The organism is Streptomyces sp. NPDC002125, from assembly GCF_053593715.1.
The window spans coordinates 49,454-68,793 of sequence record NZ_JBSFDD010000008.1; the positions used below are offsets into that span (position 1 = coordinate 49,454).

The following is a 19,340-nucleotide window of genomic DNA, read 5'->3' on the forward strand; positions in this document are numbered from 1 at the left end:
GTATCGCCGTCACCCCTGCGTAAGCTCGCACGGGGTGGGCTGTCCCGGCGGTACGCACGGCGGGTCAGGCCATCCGGGTCCCGATACCCGTCAACGCCCTGTACGTTTCCGACCGTGCCTGCTCTGAAAAAGACCGTATTGACGGTCATCTCTGCTGCGTTGCTGTCCGTATCTGTCGTCAGTCCCGCAGGGGCGGCCGACAAGGACAAGACCGACGACAAACAGCCGAAGCCGACCGTTCCGATGTCGACCCTGGGCGGCGAGCGGCTGGGCAGGGTGGGTACCCAGGTCCAGCTGGGCCCCGGCGCCCCGGTGCTGCCCAAGGAACTCAGCGCCCGGTCGTGGATCGTCGCCGACGCGGAGAACGGGCAGGTGCTCGCGGCGCACAACGCGCACTGGCGGCTGCCGCCCGCCTCCACCCTGAAGATGCTCTTCGCCGACACGGTGCTGCCCGCCCTCCAGCCCAAGACCCTCACCCACATGGTGACCGAGGAGGAGCTCGCCGGCGTGGGCGCGGGCAGCAGCCTGGTGGGCGTCAAGGAGGACCACACCTACACGGTCCACGACCTGTGGCTCGGTGTGTTCCTGCGCTCCGGCAACGACGCCGTGCACGTGCTGTCCGAGATGTACGGCGGCGTGCCCGCGACGGTCGCCGCGATGCAGCGGCACGCCGAGGAGCTCCAGGCCCTGGACACGAGGGTCGTCTCGCCCGACGGTTACGACGCCCCGAACCAGGTCTCCAGCGCGTACGACCTGACGCTGTTCGCCCGGAGCGGTATGCAGAAGGCCGACTTCCGCGAGTACGCGGCGACGGCGACCGCCGAGTTCCCCGGCGAGAAGAAGAAGGGCAAGAAGCGCGAGACCTTCGAGATCCAGAACACCAACCGGCTGATCACCGGTGACATCGGGGTGGAGCCGTACAAGGGCATCGCGGGGGTCAAGAACGGCTACACGACCCACGCGGGCAACACCTTCACGGGGATCGCCGAACGCGACGGGAAGGTCCTCCTGGTGACCGTCATGAACCCGTCGTCGGAGGAGAGCCACGCCGTCTACAAGGAGGCCGCGAGCCTGCTCGACTGGGGCTTCTCGGCCAGCGGCAAGGTGACCCCGGTGGGTGAGCTGGTGCCGCCGAAGTCCGCCGTGACCGACAGCGCGAAGGGCTCGGAGCCCGCGGCGGGCGCGGACAAGGCCGAGGCCAAGGAGGTGCCGGCCACGACGGCGCACGCGGCCGCGGCCGGTACCGGCGGGGTCTGGACCGCGCTGTCGGTCGTGGGCGGGGTGCTGGTGCTCCTGGCGGCCGGGGTGTTCCTGGTCAACCGGCGCTGGCCGCTGCCGGACCTGGTCCGCCGCCTTCCGCGTCGCTGACGCCCTTGCCTCCGCCGCCGCCCGCGCTCCTCCCGTCCCCTCCGGGCCCTTCCTCCACGGGCTCATCCTTCTCGCGGGACTCCTCCTTGCTGGGCGTCGCCGTCCAGGCGGCGCAGACCAGCAGGAGCTTGGCGCTGAAGTTGATCCAGAGGAGGAGCGCGATCGGCACGCCGAAGGCGCCGTACATGCTCTTCGACGCGACGTCCCTCATATAGCTGCCGAGCAGCAGCTTGAGCAGTTCGAACCCGACCGCGCCGACCAGTCCGGCCACGATCAGACGGCGGCGCGGCGGTTCCACGCCCGGGAGCAGGGTCAGCAGGTAGAGCAGGATCAGGAAGTCCGCGAGGACGGCCACCACCACGGCGGCGGCCTGGAGCAGCATCCCGCCGGCGCCGTCCTCGGGGATGCCCAGCCGGTCGGCCGTCCAGCCGATGGCGGTCGAGGCGACGGTGGAGACGGCGAGCGTCACGAGGACGGCGCCGCCGAGGCCGAACAGCAGACCGGCGTCCTTGAGCTTGCGGACGACCGGATTGCCCTCGTCCACGTCGTCCTTCTCCCACACGGCACGCAGGCAGTCCCTCATGGAGCCGATCCAGCCGATGCCGGTGAAGAGCAGCAGCGCACCGGCGACCACACCCACCGTGCCCGCGTGGGCCACGAGGTTGTCGATGCCGAGCTGGTCCGAGATGCCGGGCACCTGCTCGGTGAGCTTGTCCTCGATCGTGTCGAGCTGGTCCTGGGAGAGCAGCGCGGCGCCGATCGCGGCGCCCACCGCGATCAGCGGGAAGAGCGCGAGGAAGCTGAGGAAGGTGATCGCGGCGGCGAGCCTGCTCCAGTGGACCCGTTGCAGGGTCTCGAAGGAGCGCCAGGCGTGCGTCTCCATCAGCCGAGCGACGAGCGGCCCGATGACGGGAAGGTTCTTCAGCCAGTCCATGACGTACGCGTACCCGTCCGGACGCGGAAAACCGGCGTCAGGAGCCTCCTGGATCAGCAATCACCCATTTCGGTGAGTGCTGTAACAAATCCCTCAAAAGGGTTTTCTCTGGCGATACGGTCACGACCATGTCTGTCGACACGGTGTCCTTGACCGGCTGGGGCCGCACCTCCCCGACGACCGCCGTGCGGTTCCGCCCCCGTACGTACGAGGACGCCGCCGTCGCGGTGCGGGGCCGCGGGCCCCGCGGTGTCGTCGCCCGGGGGCTGGGCCGCGCCCACGGTGACGCGGCGCAGAACGCGGGCGGGTCCGTGGTCGACATGACCGCGCTGGACCGCATCCACACGGTCGACACCGTCGCGGGGACGGTGGTCTGCGACGCCGGGGTCAGCCTCCACCGGCTGATGGAGGCGCTGCTCCCGCTCGGCTGGTTCGTCCCGGTCACCCCGGCGACCCGCCATGTGACCGTCGGCGGGGCGATCGGCTCGGACGTCCACGGCAGGAACCACCTGGCCTCCGGCTCCTTCACCCGGCATGTGCGCTCCCTGGAGTTGCTGACCGCCGACGGCGACGTGCGCACGGTCCTGCCGGGCACCGGCCTGTTCGACGCGACGGCGGGCGGCCTGGGGCTGACCGGGGTGATCCTCTCCGCCACCCTGGCACTGCGTCCCGTCACCACCTCGCTGATGTCGGTCGACACCGCGCGGGCCGCCGACCTGGACGAGGCGCTGGCGCGGCTCGCCGCGTGCGGGGCGGGCACGCCGTACGCGGCGGCCCGGGTCGATCTGCTGGCGCGCGGGAAGGCCACCGGGCGCGCCATCGTGACCAGGGGGGCGCATGTGCCTCTGGACGCGCTCCCGGCGCACGCCCGGCGCACAGCGCTCACGTTCCGTCCCGGACGCCTGCCGGCGGCCTCCGCGCTCCTGCCCGGGGGCCTGGCGGGGCGGGTGTCCGGGGCGTTGCTGCACGAGCTCCGCCACCGGGGCACGCCCGCCGTGCGGGCCGGGGAGCTCCAGCGGATCCCCGCCTTCCTCCACCCGCTGGACGCCGTTCCCCGGTGGAGCCGCTTCCCGGGCCGCGGCGGCGTCCTCCAGTACCAGTTCACCCTCGGGCACGGCCACGAGGAGACCCTGCACCGCATCGTCCGGCAGATCGCCGCGCGCCGCTGTCCCGCCTTCCACGCCGTGCTCAAGCGGTTCGGCGAGGCGGGGCCCGGCTGGCTCTCGTTCCCCAGGCCCGGCTGGACGCTCTCCTTCGGGCTGCCTGCCGGGCTGCCCGGCCTCGCGCGGCTGCTCGACGGGTTCGACGAGGAGGTGGCGGCGGCCGGCGGCCGGGTCTGCCTGGCGAAGGACGCGCGGCTGCGGCCCAGCCTGCTCGAAGTGATGTACCCCCGGCTGGCCGCCTTCCGGGCCCTGCGCCAGGAGCTGGACCCGACGGGGGCCTTCCGGTCCGACCTGTCCCGCCGTCTCGCGCTCTGACCCGCCGGGCGGCCCCGCCCGTCCGCTCCGCCCCTCCCCACCGCTCTGCCAGCTAGGAGTCACCCCGTGAAGGACGCCTTCGGTGCCCCGCAGTCCCTGCTCATCCTCGGCGGCACCTCGGAGATCGGGCTGGCCACCGCGCGCCGGCTGATCGCCCGCCGCACCCGGACCGTGCGGCTGGCCGGGCGGCCGTCCCCCGGGCTGGAGCGGGCCGCCGCCGAGCTGCGCGAACTGGGCGCGGACGTCCGTACGGTCGCCTTCGACGCGCTGGACTCCGGCTCGCACGAGGAGGTGCTCGGGAAGCTCTTCGCCGACGGCGACATCGACATGGTCCTGCTGGCCTTCGGCGTCCTGGGCGACCAGGCGCGCGACGAGGAGGAACCGCTCTCCGCGGTCCGGGTGGCGCAGACCAACTACACGGGGGCGGTCTCGGCGGGCTTGGTGTGCGCCGGCGCACTTCAGGCGCAGGGGCATGGCTCGCTGGTGGTGCTCTCCTCGGTGGCGGGCGAGCGGGCCCGGCGCGCCGACTTCATCTACGGCTCCAGCAAGGCGGGCCTGGACGTCTTCGCGCAGGGGCTGGGCGACGCGCTGCACGGGACCGGGGTGCACGTGATGGTCGTACGCCCCGGATTCGTGCGCTCACGCATGACGGCGGGGCGGGAGGAGGCGCCGCTCGCGACCACCCCGGGCGCGGTCGCGGACGCGATCGTCACGGGGCTGCGGCGCCGGTCGGAGACGGTCTGGGTGCCCGGAGCGCTGCGTGTGGTGATGTCGGCCCTGCGGCATGTGCCGCGCCCGCTGTTCCGGCGGCTCCCGGTGCGCTAGGGAGGACTGGGGGCAGGACCGGGCCGGTTGCCGGGCTCAGGGGCGCAGGGACGGCTGGTCCACGGAGCTGCCGCCCTGGGCCGGTACGGCGGGCGCGCCGCCGCCGGCCCCGAACGGGAACTCGTGGATCTTGCGCCAGACGCTGTCCGCGCCCTGTTCGTACAGCGCGAAGGAGGTACAGGTCCAGGCCGCCTCGTACGAGGAGAGCTCCTCGTAGGCGCGGTCCATCGCCTCCTCCGCGATGCCGTGCGCCACGGTCACGTGCGGGTGGTACGGGAACTGGAGCTCGCGCACCAGGGGCCCCGAGGCGTCCCTGACCCGCTTCTGGAGCCAGGAGCAGGCCGAGGCGCCCTCGACGACCTGGACGTAGACGACCGGCGAGAGCGGGCGGAAGGTGCCCGTGCCGGAGAGCCTCATCGGGAAGGGGCGGCCGGCCGTGGCGATCTGGGAGAGATGCGCCTCGATCGCCGGCAGGTCGGCCGCCTCGGCCTCGGTGGGCGGGAGGAGGGTGACGTGGGTGGGGATGCCGTTCGCGGCAGGGTCCCCGAAGCTCGCGCGCCGCTCCTGGAGCAGGCTGCCGTAGGGCTCCGGGACCGCGATCGAAACGCCAAGCGTTACGGTCCCCACATCGTTCTCCTCAATCGTCGATGGTCTGTTTTCGGTCGTCCCGACGCCAGTGTGGCCCCTCCGGCCGTGATCTCGCCAGGGTCCTTGGACTCAGTGCTTCGCGGGCAGAAGGCCCATCCGGTCGTAGGTCCGGGCGAGGGTCTCGGCGGCCACGGTCCTGGCCTTCTCCGCTCCCTTGGCGAGCAGCGAGTCCAGGGTCTCCGGGTCGTCCAGATATTCCTGGGTCCGCGTCCGGAACGGGGTGACGAACTCCACCATGACCTCGGCGAGGTCGGTCTTGAGCGCGCCGTAGCCCTTGCCCTCGTACTTCTGTTCAAGGTCGGCGACGGTGGTGCCGGTGAGGGTGGAGTAGATGCCCAGCAGGTTGCTGACCCCGGGCTTCTTCTCGGCGTCGAAGCGGATCACGGTGTCCGTGTCCGTCACGGCGCTCCTGACCTTCTTCGCGGTGACCTTCGGGTCGTCCAGGAGGTTGATCAGGCCCTTCGGCGTGGACGCCGACTTGCTCATCTTGACCGCCGGGTCCTGGAGGTCGAAGATCTTCGCGGTCTCCTTGAGGATGTACGCGGCCGGGACGGTGAACGTCTCCCCGAAGCGGCCGTTGAACCGCTCGGCGAGGTCACGGGTGAGCTCGATGTGCTGGCGCTGGTCCTCACCGACCGGGACCTGGTTGGCCTGGTACAGCAGGATGTCGGCCACCTGGAGGACCGGGTAGGTGAAGAGGCCGACGGTCGCCCGGTCGGCTCCCTGCTTGGCGGACTTGTCCTTGAACTGCGTCATGCGGGACGCCTCGCCGAAGCCGGTGAGGCAGTTCATGATCCAGCCGAGCTGGGCGTGTTCGGGCACATGGCTCTGGACGAAGAGCGTGCAGCGCTCCGGGTCGAGACCTGCCGCCAGCAACTGGGCGGCGGCGAGCCGGGTGTTGGCGCGGAGTTCCTTCGGGTCCTGCGGCACGGTGATCGCGTGCAGGTCCACCACCATGTAGAACGCGTCGTGGGACTCCTGCAGCGCCACCCACTGGCGGACCGCACCGAGGTAGTTGCCGAGGTGGAACGAGCCTGCGGTGGGCTGGATTCCGGAGAGCACGCGGGGACGATCAGAGGCCATGCACTCATTGTCTCAGGTGTCGAACCGATCTCCGGCAGCCGGTGCGGGAAAGATGTGAGGACGCCGGCGGCCCCTGGGCCCGGGCCCACGCCACCGGCCGTGCGCGCCGGACGGTGTGACGAAGGAGACGGGAGAGACGCCCCGTGGACGCGCTCTGCGGGGCGCGCCGCGCGGCGCGAGGTTTCCCCGTCCCGGATCCGACCGACGATACAAAGTGGGCACCACCCCCGCCCACGCCGCACGACGAACGGAGATCCCGTGTCGACCACGGAGAACGCCATCGCCTCCGCCGAGGCGCACAGCGCGCACAACTACCACCCGTTGCCCGTCGTCGTCGCCTCGGCGGACGGCGCCTGGATGACCGATGTCGAGGGCCGCAGATACCTCGACATGCTCGCCGGCTACTCGGCCCTGAACTTCGGGCACCGCAACCGGCGTCTGATCGACGCGGCCAAGACCCAGCTGGAACGCGTGACCCTGACCTCACGGGCCTTCCACCACGACCGGTTCGCCGAGTTCTGTACGGAGCTGGCCGGGCTCTGCGGCATGGAGATGGTCCTGCCCATGAACACCGGGGCGGAGGCCGTGGAGACGGCGGTGAAGACGGCCCGGAAGTGGGGCTACCGCGTCAAGGGCGTGCCGGACGGCATGGCGAAGATCATCGTTGCCGCCGACAACTTCCACGGCAGGACGACCACGGTCATCAGCTTCTCCACGGACCACGAGGCACGGGCGGACTTCGGCCCGTACACCCCGGGGTTCGAGATCGTCCCGTACGGGGATCTCACCGCGCTCTCGGAGGCGATGACCGAGAACACCGTGGCCGTGCTGATGGAGCCGATCCAGGGCGAGGCGGGGGTGCTGGTCCCGCCGCCGGGCTATCTCGCCGGGGTGCGGGAGCTGACCCGCGAACGGAACGTGCTGTTCGTCGCGGACGAGATCCAGTCGGGCCTGGGCCGCACGGGCCGGACCTTCGCGTGCGAGCACGAGGGCGTGGTGCCCGACATGTATGTGCTGGGCAAGGCGCTGGGCGGCGGCGTGGTGCCCGTGTCGGCCGTGGTGTCCTCCGCCGCGGTCCTCGGGGTCTACCGGCCGGGCGAGCACGGCTCCACGTTCGGTGGGAACCCGCTGGCCTGCGCGGTCGCCCTGGAGGTGATCGCGATGCTGCGCACCGGTGAGTTCCAGCAGCGCGCGACCGAGCTGGGCGATCTCCTCCACCGTGAGCTGGGGCTGCTCGTCGGGGGCGGCGCCGTGGAGGCCGTGCGGGGCCGGGGGCTGTGGGCCGGGGTCGACGTCGCCCCCGCGCTGGGGACTGGCCGGGAGATCTCCCAGAAGCTGATGGACCGCGGGGTGCTGGTCAAGGACACCCATGGCTCCACGATCCGGATCGCCCCGCCGCTGGTGATCAGCAAGGAGGACCTGGAATGGGGCCTGGACCAGCTGCGGGACGTGCTGTCCGGCTGAGCGGGCCCGGATGGCGCCCGGGCCCGTCGACGTGACCGGTGGGCGCGGGGGCCGGTGTGCGTAACCAGCGGGCCCGCACGGGCGGTGGACGTGACCAGTGGGCCCGCACGGGCGGTGAACGTGATCAGTGGGCCCGCGGGGGCCCGTGGACCCACCCGGGCCGCGCCGGGCGGCCGGGCCCACCGGAGCGGCGCCGGTTCCCCGCCGTCGGGCTCAGAGGATGACGTGGGGCAGGAAGCGGGCGTACTCGTCCGTGACCAGGCCCGACGACTCCCGGATGCCGAGCCCGGCGGCCTCGTCGCCGACCACCCAGGCGCCGAGCACCACGCGGTTGCCCGAGAAGTCGGGCAGCGGCGCCAGCTCCTGGTAACAGCAGGGTTCGTCGCGCGTCACCGGGGCGGCGCCCGGTTCGTGGACGGTGACGCCCGCGCCCTCCCGGCCGAGCAGGGGCTTGGAGACGTAACCCGTCCCGTCCGCGGCGGCCAGTTCGCGGGGGCCGTCGAGATAGGAGGGCAGCAGGTTGGGGTGGCCGGGGTAGAGCTCCCAGAGGATGGCCAGCAGCGCCTTGTTGGAGAGCAGCATCTTCCAGGCGGGCTCGATCCAGCAGGTGCTGCCGGTGCCGCCGCCGTTGTCGAGGGTGTCCAGCACATGCGGTCCGAAGCGGTCAGTCGTCAGCCACTCCCACGGGTACAGCTTGAAGCAGCTGCGGATGAAGCGGAGCCGCTCGTCGACGAAGCGGCGGGACAGCCTGTCCCAGCCGATCCGTTCGACGGAGAGCGCCTCGGTCCCGATTCCGGCCTGCTCGGCGGTCTCCCGCAGATACGCGACCGTCATGAGGTCCTCGCCCAGCTCGTCGCCGTCCGAGTGCGCGAAGTACAGGGGACCCGGCGGCAGCAGGGGCGCCTGGCGCTTCCACGCGTCGACGAGACGCTCGTGCAGGGAGTTCCACTGGTCGGCGCCGGGGAAGCGCTCCTCCATCCAGAACCACTGGGGACTGGCGGCCTCCACCAGCGAGGTGGGGGTGTCCGCGTTGTACTCCAGCATCTTGGCCGGGCCGGTCCCGTCGTACCGCAGGTCGAACCGCCCGTACAGGGAAGGCAGTTCGGCACGGCGCCGCCAGGACTCGCCGACCAGGCGGGCCAGCCGGGGGTCGGTGATGCCGAGCTCGGCGAAGCGGTCGTGCTCGACGATGTGCCCGGCGGCTGCCAGGCACATCGCGTGGAGCTCCTCCACGACCTCTTCGAGCGCCTCCACCTCGGGCAGCGAGAAGACGTAGTAGGCGCTCTCGTCCCAGTAGGGGCGCAGCGATCCGTCGGGGTAGCGGGTCAGGGGGTAGATCACCCCCTGTTCCTCGACGGTTGCCTGCCAGCCGGGGCGCGGTTCGATGGTGCGGCGTTCCATGAGGGTCTCAGCCGCCGCTGGAGCTGGAGGAGCCGAATCCGCCGCGGTCGACGGCCGACTTGTCGAAGCTGCCGCCGGAGACACGGTTGTTGTGGGTGCTGCCGCCGTAGTAGTAGGTGCCGTGGCCGTCGTCGTCGCACTCGTAGCTCGGCAGGATCTCCTGGGTCACCCGGTCGACGCACCGCTCGTCCGGCTCCGAGCCGCAGGCGGTGAGCGTCGCCGCGAGTACTCCCATGCCGCCGAGCACGACGGTGCCCGACCTCAGCTTGCGCCTGTCCATGTTCTGTTCTCCCCCGTCGTATCCACGAGCCGTGCCCGTCCGTCTGCGAACCGTCAGTCAGATTAGATGCCTGACCCACCCGGCTGAAACCGGGTGCCCCGAACGCCTTCCGCATATCCGGACATCGCCTCCCACAAGGAGTACGCAGCACTCAGGGGAGCACCCGGCAGAGCGCGTCCAGCGCCCCCGCCCAGCCGCTGTCGGACGGTGTGCCGTATCCGATGACCAGTCCGTCGCGGCCCGGCTCCGCGTCCCGGTGCCTGAAGCGGGCGAGCCGCTCCAGTGCGAGCCCCTGCCAGGTGGCCGCCTGGACCACCGACTGCTCGGTGCCCTCGGGGAGTTCGAGCACGGCGTGCAGCCCTGCCGCGATGCCGCTCACCCGGAAGTCCGGCGCCCGCTCGGCGAGCGCGTCCACGAGCTGGTCACGGCGGCGGCGGTAGCGCAGCCGCATGGCCCGCACATGCCGGTCGTACGCCCCCGACCTGATGAACTCGGCGAGGGTGAGCTGGTCCGGCGTGGCGGACATCCACTCCGGGCCGCCCTTCGCGTCGCACACCTCGCCCACCAGGGCTTCCGGCAGGACCATCCAGGCCAGCCGGAGCCCCGGTGCCAGCGACTTGCTGGCGGTGCCCAGATAGACGACCCGTTCGGGATCGAGCCCCTGGAGCGCGCCAACCGGCTGACGGTCGTAGCGGAACTCGCCGTCGTAGTCGTCCTCCAGGATCAGTCCGCCGGAGGACCGCGCCCAGTCGACCGCCGCGGCCCGCCGGCCGGGGTGGAGCGGGACCCCGGTGGGGAACTGGTGGGCGGGGGTCAGCAGCACCGCCCCCACCCCGGCCGCCCCTCCCAGCTCGCCGGTCCTGGCCCCGTGCTCGTCCACCGGGAGGCACGGGGTGCTCAGCCCGGCCTCCACCAGGAGGTTCCAGTGGAGGTCGAGCCCGTACGACTCGACGGCCGCGGCCCGCACCCCGTGGCGCCGCAGCACCTTCCCCATCAGCGCGAGCCCGTCGACGAAGCCGGAGCAGACCACGATGCGCTCCGGGTCCGCGTACACCCCGCGCGCCCGCGCCAGATAGTCCGCCAGCGCGGTACGGAGCTCGACGCGGCCCCGCGGATCGTCGTAGCCGAAGGCCGCGTCGGGTGCGGCGGTCAGCGCGCGCCTGGCCGCCTTCAGCCACTCGGCGCGCGGGAAGGAGGAGAGGTCGGGCGAGCCCGGCATCAGATTGTGGGCGGGCCGCCGCCGCACCGGCCTGGACCGGGCCCCCGCCGCCGGTGCGGCGGCGGCCCGCCGGGCGACCCTGGTCCCCGAGCCCTGCCGCGCGGTGAGCCAGCCCTCCGCCACCAGCTCGGCATAGGCGTCGGCCACGGTGTTGCGCGCGACCCCCAGATCGGCGGCGAGCGTACGGGACGAGGGCAGCCTGGTGCCGGGCGCCAGCCGCCCGGTGCGCACGGCGTCCCGCAGCGCGTCCATCAGTCCGCTGCGCAGGCCCGCGCCGACCGGTTCGATGTGCAGGTCGGCGCCGAAAGCGGCCCAGGAATCTGTCATGGAAATGGACCATACCGGTGCGCCACCCGGCGGTTAGCTTCGTAGGCATGACGACGCAGACACACTCCACCGCCCCCACCGACCGCGCCCCCGAGCACCCCGCCCGCCTCGAATGGGCGAAGCTCGCTCCCGAGGTCTACAAGGCCATGGTCCGGCTGGACGCCGCGGCCCGTAAGGGAATCGACCCGACGCTGCTGGAGCTCGTGAAGATCCGTGCCTCGCAGCTCAACCACTGCGCGTTCTGCCTGGACATGCACACGAAGGACGCCCTCGCCGCGGGCGAGTCCGTCGAGCGGATCGTCCAGCTCAGCGCCTGGCAGGAGTCGCACCACTTCTACACGGAGAAGGAGCTCGCGGCGATCGAGCTGACGGAGGCCGTGACGGTCCTGACCGACGGTTTCGTCCCCGACGAGGTGTACGCCGCCGCAGCCGCCCACTTCGAGGAGGCCGAGCTCGCCCAGCTGATCGCCACGATCACGGTGATCAACGCCTGGAACCGCTTCGGTGTGACCTGCCGGCTGGCCCCCGGGCACTACACGCCCGGCTCCCTCGGCCACTGAGTCCCCCTCCCCCTCCCCGCCCCGGAGCCCCGATGAGCGAGCCCGTGTCCGTCTTCCGCGCGCTGCACCACGGCCGCCCCACGGGCGACCCGCTGGTCCTGCCGGGCCCGTGGGACGTCCCGAGCGCCCTGGCGTTCGAGGACGCAGGATTCCCCGCCCTCGCGACACCGAGCGCGGGCATCGCGGCCTCCCTCGGACACGCCGACGGGCGGACCCCGGCCGCCGAGATGTTCGCGGCGGTGGCCCGGATCGCCCGCGCCGTGTCCGTGCCGGTGTCGGCCGACGTCGAGGCCGGCTACGGCCTCGCCCCGGACGAGCTCGTCGAACGCCTCCTGGAGGCGGGGGCGGTCGGCTGCAATCTGGAGGACTCCGTCGACGGCGTGCTCGTCGACCCCCGGCGGCAGGCCGACCGGCTGGCGGAGGTCCGCGCCGCGGCGGGCGGACGGCTCTTCGTCAACGCCCGCGTCGACACGTACATCCACGGAGATCCGGCCGCCACGGACGTGGCCGGTGACACGGTCGCCCGCGCCCGGCTCTACGCGGAGGCCGGCGCGGACTGCGTCTACCCGATCATGGCCCCGGGTGAGGTGCTCCCCCGGGTGGCCGCCGCGGTCCCGGTCCCGCTCAACGCCCTCGGCTCGCCCGACGGCCCCGATGCCGCCCGGCGGCTCGGGGAGCTGGGCGCGGCGCGGGTCACCTTCGGTCCCCAGTTGCAGCGCGCGGCGGCGCGGGCCGTGCGCGGGCTCGCCGGCCGGCTGCTGGGCCACTGACCCGGCGTACGCGGAGCGCACATGAGGGCGCCCCCCGCGGCAGATGCCGTCGGGGGGCGCCCTCATTTCGTCCGGGTCCGGCCGGTGGCCGGGAGCCGGTCAGATCAGGCCGAGCTCGCGGACCGCGTCGCGCTCCTCGGTGAGCTCCTTGACCGACGCGTCGATGCGCGCGCGGGAGAACTCGTTGATGTCCAGGCCCTGGACGATCTCGTACGTGCCGTTCTTCGTGGTGACCGGGAAGGAGGAGATGATGCCCTCCGGGACGCCGTAGGAGCCGTCCGACGGGATACCCATGGAGGTCCAGTCGCCCTCGGCGGTGCCGTTGACCCAGGTGTGCACGTGGTCGATGGCGGCGTTGGCGGCGGAGGCAGCCGAGGACGCGCCACGGGCCTCGATGATCGCGGCGCCGCGCTTGGCGACGGTCGGGATGAAGGTGTCGGCCAGCCATGCCTCGTCGTTGACGGCCTCGGCGGCGTTCTTGCCGGCGATCTCCGCGTGGAAGATGTCCGGGTACTGGGTCGCCGAGTGGTTGCCCCAGATCGTCAGGCGCTTGATGTCGGAGACGGCGGCACCGGTCTTGGCGGCCAGCTGCGAGATCGCGCGGTTGTGGTCGAGGCGGGTCATCGCGGTGAAGCGCTCGGCCGGTACGTCCGGGGCGGCGGCCTGCGCGATGAGGGCGTTGGTGTTGGCCGGGTTGCCGACGACGAGGACCTTGATGTCGTCCGCGGCGTTGTCGTTGATGGCCTTGCCCTGGGGCTTGAAGATGCCACCGTTGGCCGAGAGCAGGTCACCGCGCTCCATGCCCTTCGTGCGCGGGCGGGCGCCGACCAGGAGGGCGACGTTGGCACCGGCGAAGCCGACGTTGGGGTCGTCGGTGATCTCGATGTCGCGCAGCAGCGGGAAGGCGCAGTCGTCGAGCTCCATCGCGGTGCCCTCAGCGGCCTTCAGGCCCTGCGGGATCTCGAGGAGTCGGAGGTTGACCGGCACATCCGGGCCGAGCAGGTGGCCGGAGGCGATGCGGAAGAGCAGCGCGTAGCCGATCTGGCCGGCTGCGCCGGTCACGGTGACATTCACGGGAGTGCGGGTCATGGCGATCTCCGTTAGACAGCTGGCGGTGGGGGTCCCTGCCCCTGGTGCTGGATACCCCTGAATCTTGACGTGAAGAGATATCCAGCGGTCAGGCTATCCGACCCGCGCCGTCCCGGCTGCCCGCCCCCCTGTGGCACCGCACACAGCCGGTTACGTACCGCAATGCTCCGCGGGCCCTCCTACTCGGGAGTGGTGCAGCCGGTCGTCCCCGAGGCGAGCGTCGCGCAGGCCTCGGCGTCGGCGGCCCGCTCCACGGCGACCATCGGGGTGTACGCGTCGGCGTCGGCGTCGACCGTGCCCTCCTGCTCCGCCGGACCCGCGGTGATCCGGACGGTGTCGCCCGGGGACGCCTGCGTGATACGTGCCCACGCCGCCCCGCAGGTCTCGCTGTAGCGGACCTCGACGAGCCCGCCGCCGACCGTGGCCCTGGCCACCGTACCGGCGAACTGGCCGCCGCAGCCCATGGCTTCCGGGTCCTGCCCGGTGCAGTCGGCGCCCGTGCACCCGACCCCGGCGGGCAGTCCCGGCCCGCTGGTGGCGGGCCGCGCGGAGGGTGTCGCCGCCGCCGCGCCGGTGCCGTCCTCACCGCCGCCCAGATCGGTGAGGAGGACGGCGCCGGCCAACAGCATGAGCGCACCCACGGTCCCCGTGAGGAACAGCGTCACCTTGCGCCGGCCGCCGCCCTGACGGCCCTCATGGTCCCGTACGCCCCCGGGCAGGGGCTGCTGCGGAATCCGCGGGGCGGCGCCGTGCCGCACGGGGTCGGACGGCGGACGGCCCGCGTCCCGCCCCCGCTCACCCGGCGCGGCAGCGGTGGAGACGCCCCCGCCGCCGGCGGCCCGCCCGGCCGCCAGGGGGGCGGCGGCGACCCCCGCCTCTCCGAGTGCCGCACGCGCCTGGGAGATCCTGATGGCCTCCATCGTCATGTCGTGGCGCATCTCCGAGCGGCTCCAGGCGCGTTCGGCCAGCTCCCACATGGTCGTCAGATGCTGCTGCGGGGTGCCCGTCGCCTCGGCGAGCGCGACCACCGCCCCCTTGGGCGCGAGCAGCCTGCCGTTCAGATAACGCTCCCACGACGTCTTGCTGTAACCCGTGCGGTCGGCGACCGCGGCCAGGCCGAGGCCACTGCGGTCCACCAGTCCGCGCAGCTGCCCGGCGAACTCCCGCACCTGCGGATCGAGTTCTTGCGGTAGTGCCTTCCAACGAGGCATTGCTTCCCCCCAGTCGATTCCCCCCGGAGGTTCCCTGGCGCACCCCCGTTCCCCTGCGCCGGGCCCTCCCCCTGCCGTTCGGGACGAGGGCCGTTCGTTCCGGGCTACCCAGAAGGACGCATGGACCAGGGCCGCCAGTTCCGGACAAAGGGGCGCACGGGTGCATTCCGTATGAGCGCGTTCTCCGTAGTGCGCCGTAGCGCGTACCGAGCGGGTCCCGTCGTTGCGTGGCGATCACACGGTGGCGGAATGGTCACTTCCGTGCCACAGCCGCAGGGCATCCATTGAACCGGCACCTCATGTGCATGACGCTTGTTCCAGGACAGGGCAAGGCCGCTCAACTCACCCTATTCCGGTGCTTTCCTGCACCGGTGTGCCCGGTCCGGTGTCCGTCCCTTCTCGGGGGAGGGGACGGACACCACCTTCTTCTCTCCGTACGGGACAGCCCTCAGCGGATCGTGAAGTGGACCGCGTCCTGGAGGAACGGGACGTCCAGCCAGGGCTTGGGCTGCGCCATCAGCGCGAGCAGCACGATCAGCGTTCCCATCAGGCCGTACGTAACGAGGTCCGTGAACCGGGACCGCACCGCGAGCATCCCGACGGAGGGGACCACCCAGCGCAGCACCGCGCCCACGAGCAGGGCGACACCCATCAGCATCGCGCCGATCCTGAACGCCTCGGCGAACGGGTCGGTCCCCACGATCAGCAGCCCGGCGCCCGCGGTGCAGAGCACCGTGAGCAGCGGCCACTGCCGCGCGGGCGCGGGGGCGTCCCCCGGTGCCGCACGGCCGCCGCCCTCGGGGCGCGCGGTGTCATGGGTCAGCGAGAAGCGGCGCGAGGGCGCCCAGGTCGAACCGCTGCCCCCGCCCTCCACCACGGTCCCGTCCGCTCCGGCGGTCCCTTCCGCTTCGGTGGCCCCTTCCGCTTCGGCGGTCCCGTCCGCTTCGGCGGTCCCGTCCGCTCCGGTGGGGTCGGCGGCCTCTGCCGGCGCCACGCCGTCCACTGCGGTCACGGTCTCCTCGGGCATCCCGGCCTCCCCGGACGTTCCGGTCTCCTCGCGCGCCGCGGCGGCCTTCCCGGACCCGGGCGTTCCCGCCCCGCCGACGGGCCCGTCCGTGTGCGTGGCGTCCGCCGGATTCGCACCAGCACCCATGCCGTCTCCCCGGTCCGGGTCAGCCGGCGGACGCGGCGGAGGCCTCGGCGGCGGCGCGCTCGGCCGCCTCGACCACGTTGACGAGCAGCTGGGCGCGGGTCATGGGGCCGACGCCGCCCGGGTTGGGGGCGACCCAGGCCGCGACCTCGGCGACACCCGGGTGGACATCGCCGACGATCTTGCCGTTCTCGTCGCGGCTGACGCCGACGTCGAGCACGGCGGCGCCCGGCTTCACGTCCTCGGGCTTGATCAGGTGCGGCACTCCGGCGGCCGCGACGATGATGTCGGCCTGGCGCAGGTGCGCCGAAAGGTCACGGGTGCCGGTGTGGCACTGGGTGACGGTGGCGTTCTCCGACTTGCGCGTCAGCAGCAGCGGGAGCGGCCGGCCGATGGTGACGCCACGGCCGACGACGACGACATGGGCGCCGTTGATCTCGACGCCGTGGCGGCGGAGCAGGGTCACGACGCCCTGCGGGGTGCAGGGCAGCGGGCCGGTCTCGTTGAGCACGAGCTTGCCCAGGCTCATCGGGTGCAGCCCGTCCGCGTCCTTCGCCGGGTCCATCAGCTCCAGGATGCGGTTGGTGTCGATCCCCTTGGGGAGCGGGAGTTGCACGATGTAGCCCGTGCAGTCCGGGTTGGCGTTGAGCTCCCGTACGACCTCCTCGATCTCCTCCTGGGTGGCGGAGTCGGGGAGTTCGCGCTGGATCGAGCCCATGCCGACCTGGGCGCAGTCACGGTGCTTGCCGTTCACGTACCAGCGGCTGCCGGGGTCGTCCCCGACGAGCAGGGTTCCCAGGCCGGGGGTGATGCCCTGTGCCTTGAGGGCCGCCACGCGGACGGTCAGATCGGACTTGATCGCAGCTGCGGTGGCCTTGCCATCGAGAATCTGGGCAGTCATGACCCCATCTTCGCGGATGACCTGCCCCGCATACCAATTGCGGGTGCCCCGGCGCACACGATGTTGCACTTGAGCAACAGCCAGTCATTGCGACTGGACAAACTTACGTGCCGCTTATAACGATGATGGCCGCAGTGCCGCAGAAGTACCGGGGGGCGGACCACTGACCTTTCTTTCCTCCGTGCGGCCGCGTCGTCCCCGCTTGCACGTTGGAGGAACCGCCCAGATGAGTTTCGGCGACCCGAACCAGAATCCGAACAACCCGTACGGCCAGCAGCCGCCGCAGGGCCAGCCCGGCTACGGCTACCCGCAGCAGGCACCCCAGGGCGTTCCGCCGCAGCAGGGGCAGCCGGGCTACGGCTACCCGCAGCAGCCGGGTGTGCCGCCGCAGGGCCAGCCCGGTTACGGCTACCCCCAGCAGGCCCCGGGGACGCTCCAGGCCAACAGCGGTTACATCAACGTGGCGGGCCTCGGCACGGTCCAGGTCGCCTCGATGGGCCGCCGCCTCGGCGCCCGTGCCATCGACGCCGCCGTCATCGGTGTGCTGTACGGCATCCTCAGCGCGATCGGTCTCGCCGGCGCCCTGGGCATCGCCGAGAGCGCGGACGACTGCGGCTCGTACATGGACCCCGGTTACCAGGACTGCGTCAACGAGGCCAGCGCCGGCATCGTCGCCACGATGCTCGGGATGGTGCTGATCTTCGCCCTGATCACGCTGCTCTACGAGTGGCTGATGATCTCCTTCCTCGGCGCCACCGTCGGCAAGATGGCCGTGGGCCTGCGCGTGGTCAAGGAGAACACCGGTCAGAACCCGGGCATCGGCGCGGGCTTCATCCGCTACATCATCCCGATCGTCGGCGTGTTCCTCTGCTACATCGGCGCGCTGCTCGTCTACCTGTCGCCGTTCTTCGACAACTCCGGGAAGCTGCAGGGCTGGCACGACCGTGCCGCGGGCACCCTGGTGATCAAGAAGTAGTACGTACCGCGGTTCAGCGTCACGGAGGGCCGGAGGAATCCGGCCCTCCGTGCTGTCCGGGACCGGCACGCACCGCTCTACCGGTAGGCGGCGGGCTCCGGGCTGGTCCGCTCCATGACGACGAAGGTGCCCGCCTCACGCGTGATCTCGTAGCGCGCCTCGGGGTGCAGCTGCTGGGCGTACTTCACCGGGTCGTCGATCGGCCGCGACCAGCCGAAGTCCAGGTTGATCGCGACGACGTCGGGAGCGGTGCCGGGCGCCCCTCCCACCCAGTAGACCGTGCGGTCCCCGGTCAGGTGGGCCATCAGCGTGATGTCCGTCTCCACCCGGGCGCCCTTCGGGATGGCGTCGAGCGCCTCCTCGGCGGCGTGCACGCGCGCGTCGGCGCGGTACGTCTCGGGGCGCAGCAGTTCACGGAACGGCAGGTGCTGGGAGAGGGCGAGGGAGATCCCCAGGGCGACGGGGACGGCGGCGTTCGCGTACGAGACCAGCCAGGGCCGCTTCGACTCCCGGCTGCGGCGGATGCCGTCGGCCATGGCCAGGAAGACCACGGGCATGAGGATCGCGCTGTAGTGCCAGACCATGCCCCAGTGGTTGGAGTCCTGGGAGAGCAGGCGCCAGCCGATCGTGGGCAGGACGAGCAGGACCAGCGGGGAGCGCAGTGCCATGAAGACGGTGATGCCGACGAGGAAGACCAGCATCTCGATCTTGACGGACGAGTCGAGGACCCCGAGCACGGAGTCGAGCGGGGAGACCTCCTGCCCGCCGTTCTCCTCGATCTTCTTCCAGTAGTCGTACGTCCCCGCGCTGCTCGCCGCCGGTATGAGCACCAGCACGGTCATCACGAACGCGACCACGCCGAAGGACGCCAGCAGGAAGCCCTGGAACCGCCGCCCGTAAATGGCCAGGAGGACGCCGACGACGGCCACGGTGACCCCGAGGTCCTCCTTGACCAGGACCAGCGGCAGCGACCACAGGACGGCGGCGCGCCAGCGCTCCATGAGCAGGGCGCGGCAGACCAGGGCCAGCAGCGGGACGGCGAGGGCTATCTCGTGGAAGTCCGCCTTGACGGCTTCCTGGAGCCCCCAGGACAGCCCGTACGCGACGGTGACGCAGAGGCCGGAACGGCCGCCCAGGAGCTGCTGGACCGTGCGGCCCACGATCACGGCGGAGGCGGCGAACAGAGCGGCCTGGGCGAACAGCAGGGCGACGGCCGACGGCCAGATCCAGTAGAGCGGGACCAGGAGCGCGACCAGGGGGCTGAAGTGGTCGCCGAGGATCAGATAGCCGGGGCCCTTGATGTCGACGACCGGGGCGTCGAACCCGGCGTAGGCGCGCACCTCCTGCTCGAAGATGCCCAGGTCCCAGGAGGGCGACTGGAAGTGGCTGTACCGGAGGTACGCGTACAGGAAGTAGACCGCGCACAGGACGACGGCCGCGATCAGGTAGGGACGCAGTGGTGCCGGGTGCGGTGCACGCGCGGCCGGTGCCGGGGCCGGCTCCTCGGACACGCCGGTCCCGCCCTGGTTCGGATCAAGCACGACGCCCCCGCAACGGATTCCCTCGACTGTCACTGCCGGCCGCACCGGTCCCGCCCGGCAAGGCCATTCATTAGAACAGAGGGACGACTGGATTCCGTACGCCGGGACGCGCCGC

Annotated in this window: 18 protein-coding genes; 7 read left to right on the top strand and 11 right to left on the bottom strand. The window is 72.0% G+C overall.

Features of this window, described 5'->3' with window-relative positions:
• Positions 1–114: 114 nt before the first annotated feature.
• Positions 115–1,368, top strand: coding sequence for a D-alanyl-D-alanine carboxypeptidase family protein (locus ACWCQM_RS16055; RefSeq protein ID WP_450915914.1), 1,254 nt, complete (start codon positions 115–117; stop codon positions 1,366–1,368).
• Here the strand turns inward: ACWCQM_RS16055 and ACWCQM_RS16060 are convergent.
• Positions 1,316–2,302 carry a YihY/virulence factor BrkB family protein gene (locus ACWCQM_RS16060; RefSeq protein ID WP_450915915.1) on the bottom strand — a complete coding sequence of 329 codons (987 nt, stop codon included), beginning with the start codon at positions 2,300–2,302 and terminating at the stop codon, positions 1,316–1,318. The two genes, ACWCQM_RS16055 and ACWCQM_RS16060, sit on opposite strands and share 53 nt — an antisense overlap.
• 128 nt (positions 2,303–2,430) lie before the next feature.
• Here ACWCQM_RS16060 and ACWCQM_RS16065 point away from each other — a divergent pair, with 128 nt between their 5' ends.
• Positions 2,431–3,780, top strand: coding sequence for an FAD-binding protein (locus ACWCQM_RS16065; RefSeq protein ID WP_450915916.1), 1,350 nt, complete (start codon positions 2,431–2,433; stop codon positions 3,778–3,780).
• A 66-nt stretch (positions 3,781–3,846) separates the two neighbouring features.
• Positions 3,847–4,605, top strand: coding sequence for a decaprenylphospho-beta-D-erythro-pentofuranosid-2-ulose 2-reductase (locus ACWCQM_RS16070; RefSeq protein WP_450915917.1), 759 nt, complete (start codon positions 3,847–3,849; stop codon positions 4,603–4,605).
• A gap of 36 nt (positions 4,606–4,641) precedes the next feature.
• On the opposite strand, the gene ACWCQM_RS16075 is transcribed toward ACWCQM_RS16070, so the two are convergent.
• Positions 4,642–5,232 carry a 2'-5' RNA ligase family protein gene (locus ACWCQM_RS16075; RefSeq protein ID WP_450915918.1) on the bottom strand — a complete coding sequence of 197 codons (591 nt, stop codon included), beginning with the start codon at positions 5,230–5,232 and terminating at the stop codon, positions 4,642–4,644.
• A 90-nt stretch (positions 5,233–5,322) separates the two neighbouring features.
• Positions 5,323–6,336, bottom strand: a complete 1,014-nt coding sequence (gene trpS / locus ACWCQM_RS16080) for a tryptophan--tRNA ligase (protein WP_450915919.1) — start codon at positions 6,334–6,336, stop codon at positions 5,323–5,325.
• A gap of 258 nt (positions 6,337–6,594) precedes the next feature.
• On the opposite strand from trpS, the gene rocD reads away from it, so the two are divergent.
• Positions 6,595–7,800 carry an ornithine--oxo-acid transaminase gene (rocD, locus tag ACWCQM_RS16085; RefSeq protein ID WP_450915920.1) on the top strand — a complete coding sequence of 402 codons (1,206 nt, stop codon included), beginning with the start codon at positions 6,595–6,597 and terminating at the stop codon, positions 7,798–7,800.
• A gap of 213 nt (positions 7,801–8,013) precedes the next feature.
• Here the strand turns inward: rocD and ACWCQM_RS16090 are convergent, their stop codons facing one another.
• From ACWCQM_RS16090 to pdxR, 3 genes are all read right to left on the bottom strand, one after another.
• Entirely contained in the window at positions 8,014–9,201 is a 1,188-nt protein-coding gene (locus ACWCQM_RS16090; protein ID WP_450915921.1) for a glutathionylspermidine synthase family protein, read from the bottom strand.
• 7 nt (positions 9,202–9,208) lie between these two features.
• Entirely contained in the window at positions 9,209–9,481 is a 273-nt protein-coding gene (locus ACWCQM_RS16095; protein ID WP_450915922.1) for a hypothetical protein, read from the bottom strand.
• A 151-nt stretch (positions 9,482–9,632) separates the two neighbouring features.
• The gene (gene pdxR / locus ACWCQM_RS16100) at positions 9,633–11,027 is read right to left on the bottom strand and encodes a MocR-like pyridoxine biosynthesis transcription factor PdxR (RefSeq protein ID WP_450915923.1); all 1,395 of its coding nucleotides are present in this window, start codon (positions 11,025–11,027) and stop codon (positions 9,633–9,635) included.
• A 47-nt stretch (positions 11,028–11,074) separates the two neighbouring features.
• On the opposite strand from pdxR, the gene ACWCQM_RS16105 reads away from it, so the two are divergent.
• Both ACWCQM_RS16105 and ACWCQM_RS16110 read left to right on the top strand, forming a co-directional pair.
• Entirely contained in the window at positions 11,075–11,587 is a 513-nt protein-coding gene (locus tag ACWCQM_RS16105) for a carboxymuconolactone decarboxylase family protein (protein ID WP_450915924.1), read from the top strand.
• Between the two features lie 32 nt (positions 11,588–11,619).
• Entirely contained in the window at positions 11,620–12,357 is a 738-nt protein-coding gene (locus ACWCQM_RS16110) for an isocitrate lyase/PEP mutase family protein (protein ID WP_450915925.1), read from the top strand.
• 99 nt (positions 12,358–12,456) lie between these two features.
• Here ACWCQM_RS16110 and ACWCQM_RS16115 read toward each other — a convergent pair whose 3' ends face one another.
• From ACWCQM_RS16115 to ACWCQM_RS16130, 4 genes are all read right to left on the bottom strand, one after another.
• Positions 12,457–13,446, bottom strand: a complete 990-nt coding sequence (locus ACWCQM_RS16115) for a malate dehydrogenase (protein ID WP_450915926.1) — start codon at positions 13,444–13,446, stop codon at positions 12,457–12,459.
• Positions 13,447–13,625: 179 nt separating this feature from the next.
• Positions 13,626–14,657 (bottom strand): XRE family transcriptional regulator, encoded by a 1,032-nt coding sequence (locus ACWCQM_RS16120; protein ID WP_450915927.1) that lies wholly within the window; start codon positions 14,655–14,657, stop codon positions 13,626–13,628.
• Between the two features lie 448 nt (positions 14,658–15,105).
• The gene (locus ACWCQM_RS16125) at positions 15,106–15,810 is read right to left on the bottom strand and encodes a DUF3017 domain-containing protein (protein ID WP_450915928.1); all 705 of its coding nucleotides are present in this window, start codon (positions 15,808–15,810) and stop codon (positions 15,106–15,108) included.
• Between the two features lie 19 nt (positions 15,811–15,829).
• Complete coding sequence (locus ACWCQM_RS16130; protein ID WP_450915929.1) at positions 15,830–16,708, bottom strand: bifunctional methylenetetrahydrofolate dehydrogenase/methenyltetrahydrofolate cyclohydrolase; 879 nt, start codon at positions 16,706–16,708, stop codon at positions 15,830–15,832.
• A 226-nt stretch (positions 16,709–16,934) separates the two neighbouring features.
• Between ACWCQM_RS16130 and ACWCQM_RS16135 the strand changes: the two genes are divergently transcribed.
• Positions 16,935–17,684: an RDD family protein gene (locus ACWCQM_RS16135; protein WP_450915930.1), complete on the top strand. Its 750-nt coding sequence runs from the start codon at positions 16,935–16,937 to the stop codon at positions 17,682–17,684.
• A 77-nt stretch (positions 17,685–17,761) separates the two neighbouring features.
• On the opposite strand, the gene ACWCQM_RS16140 is transcribed toward ACWCQM_RS16135, so the two are convergent.
• Positions 17,762–19,225 carry a DUF2079 domain-containing protein gene (locus tag ACWCQM_RS16140; protein WP_450915931.1) on the bottom strand — a complete coding sequence of 488 codons (1,464 nt, stop codon included), beginning with the start codon at positions 19,223–19,225 and terminating at the stop codon, positions 17,762–17,764.
• Between the last annotated feature and the right edge of the window lie 115 nt (positions 19,226–19,340).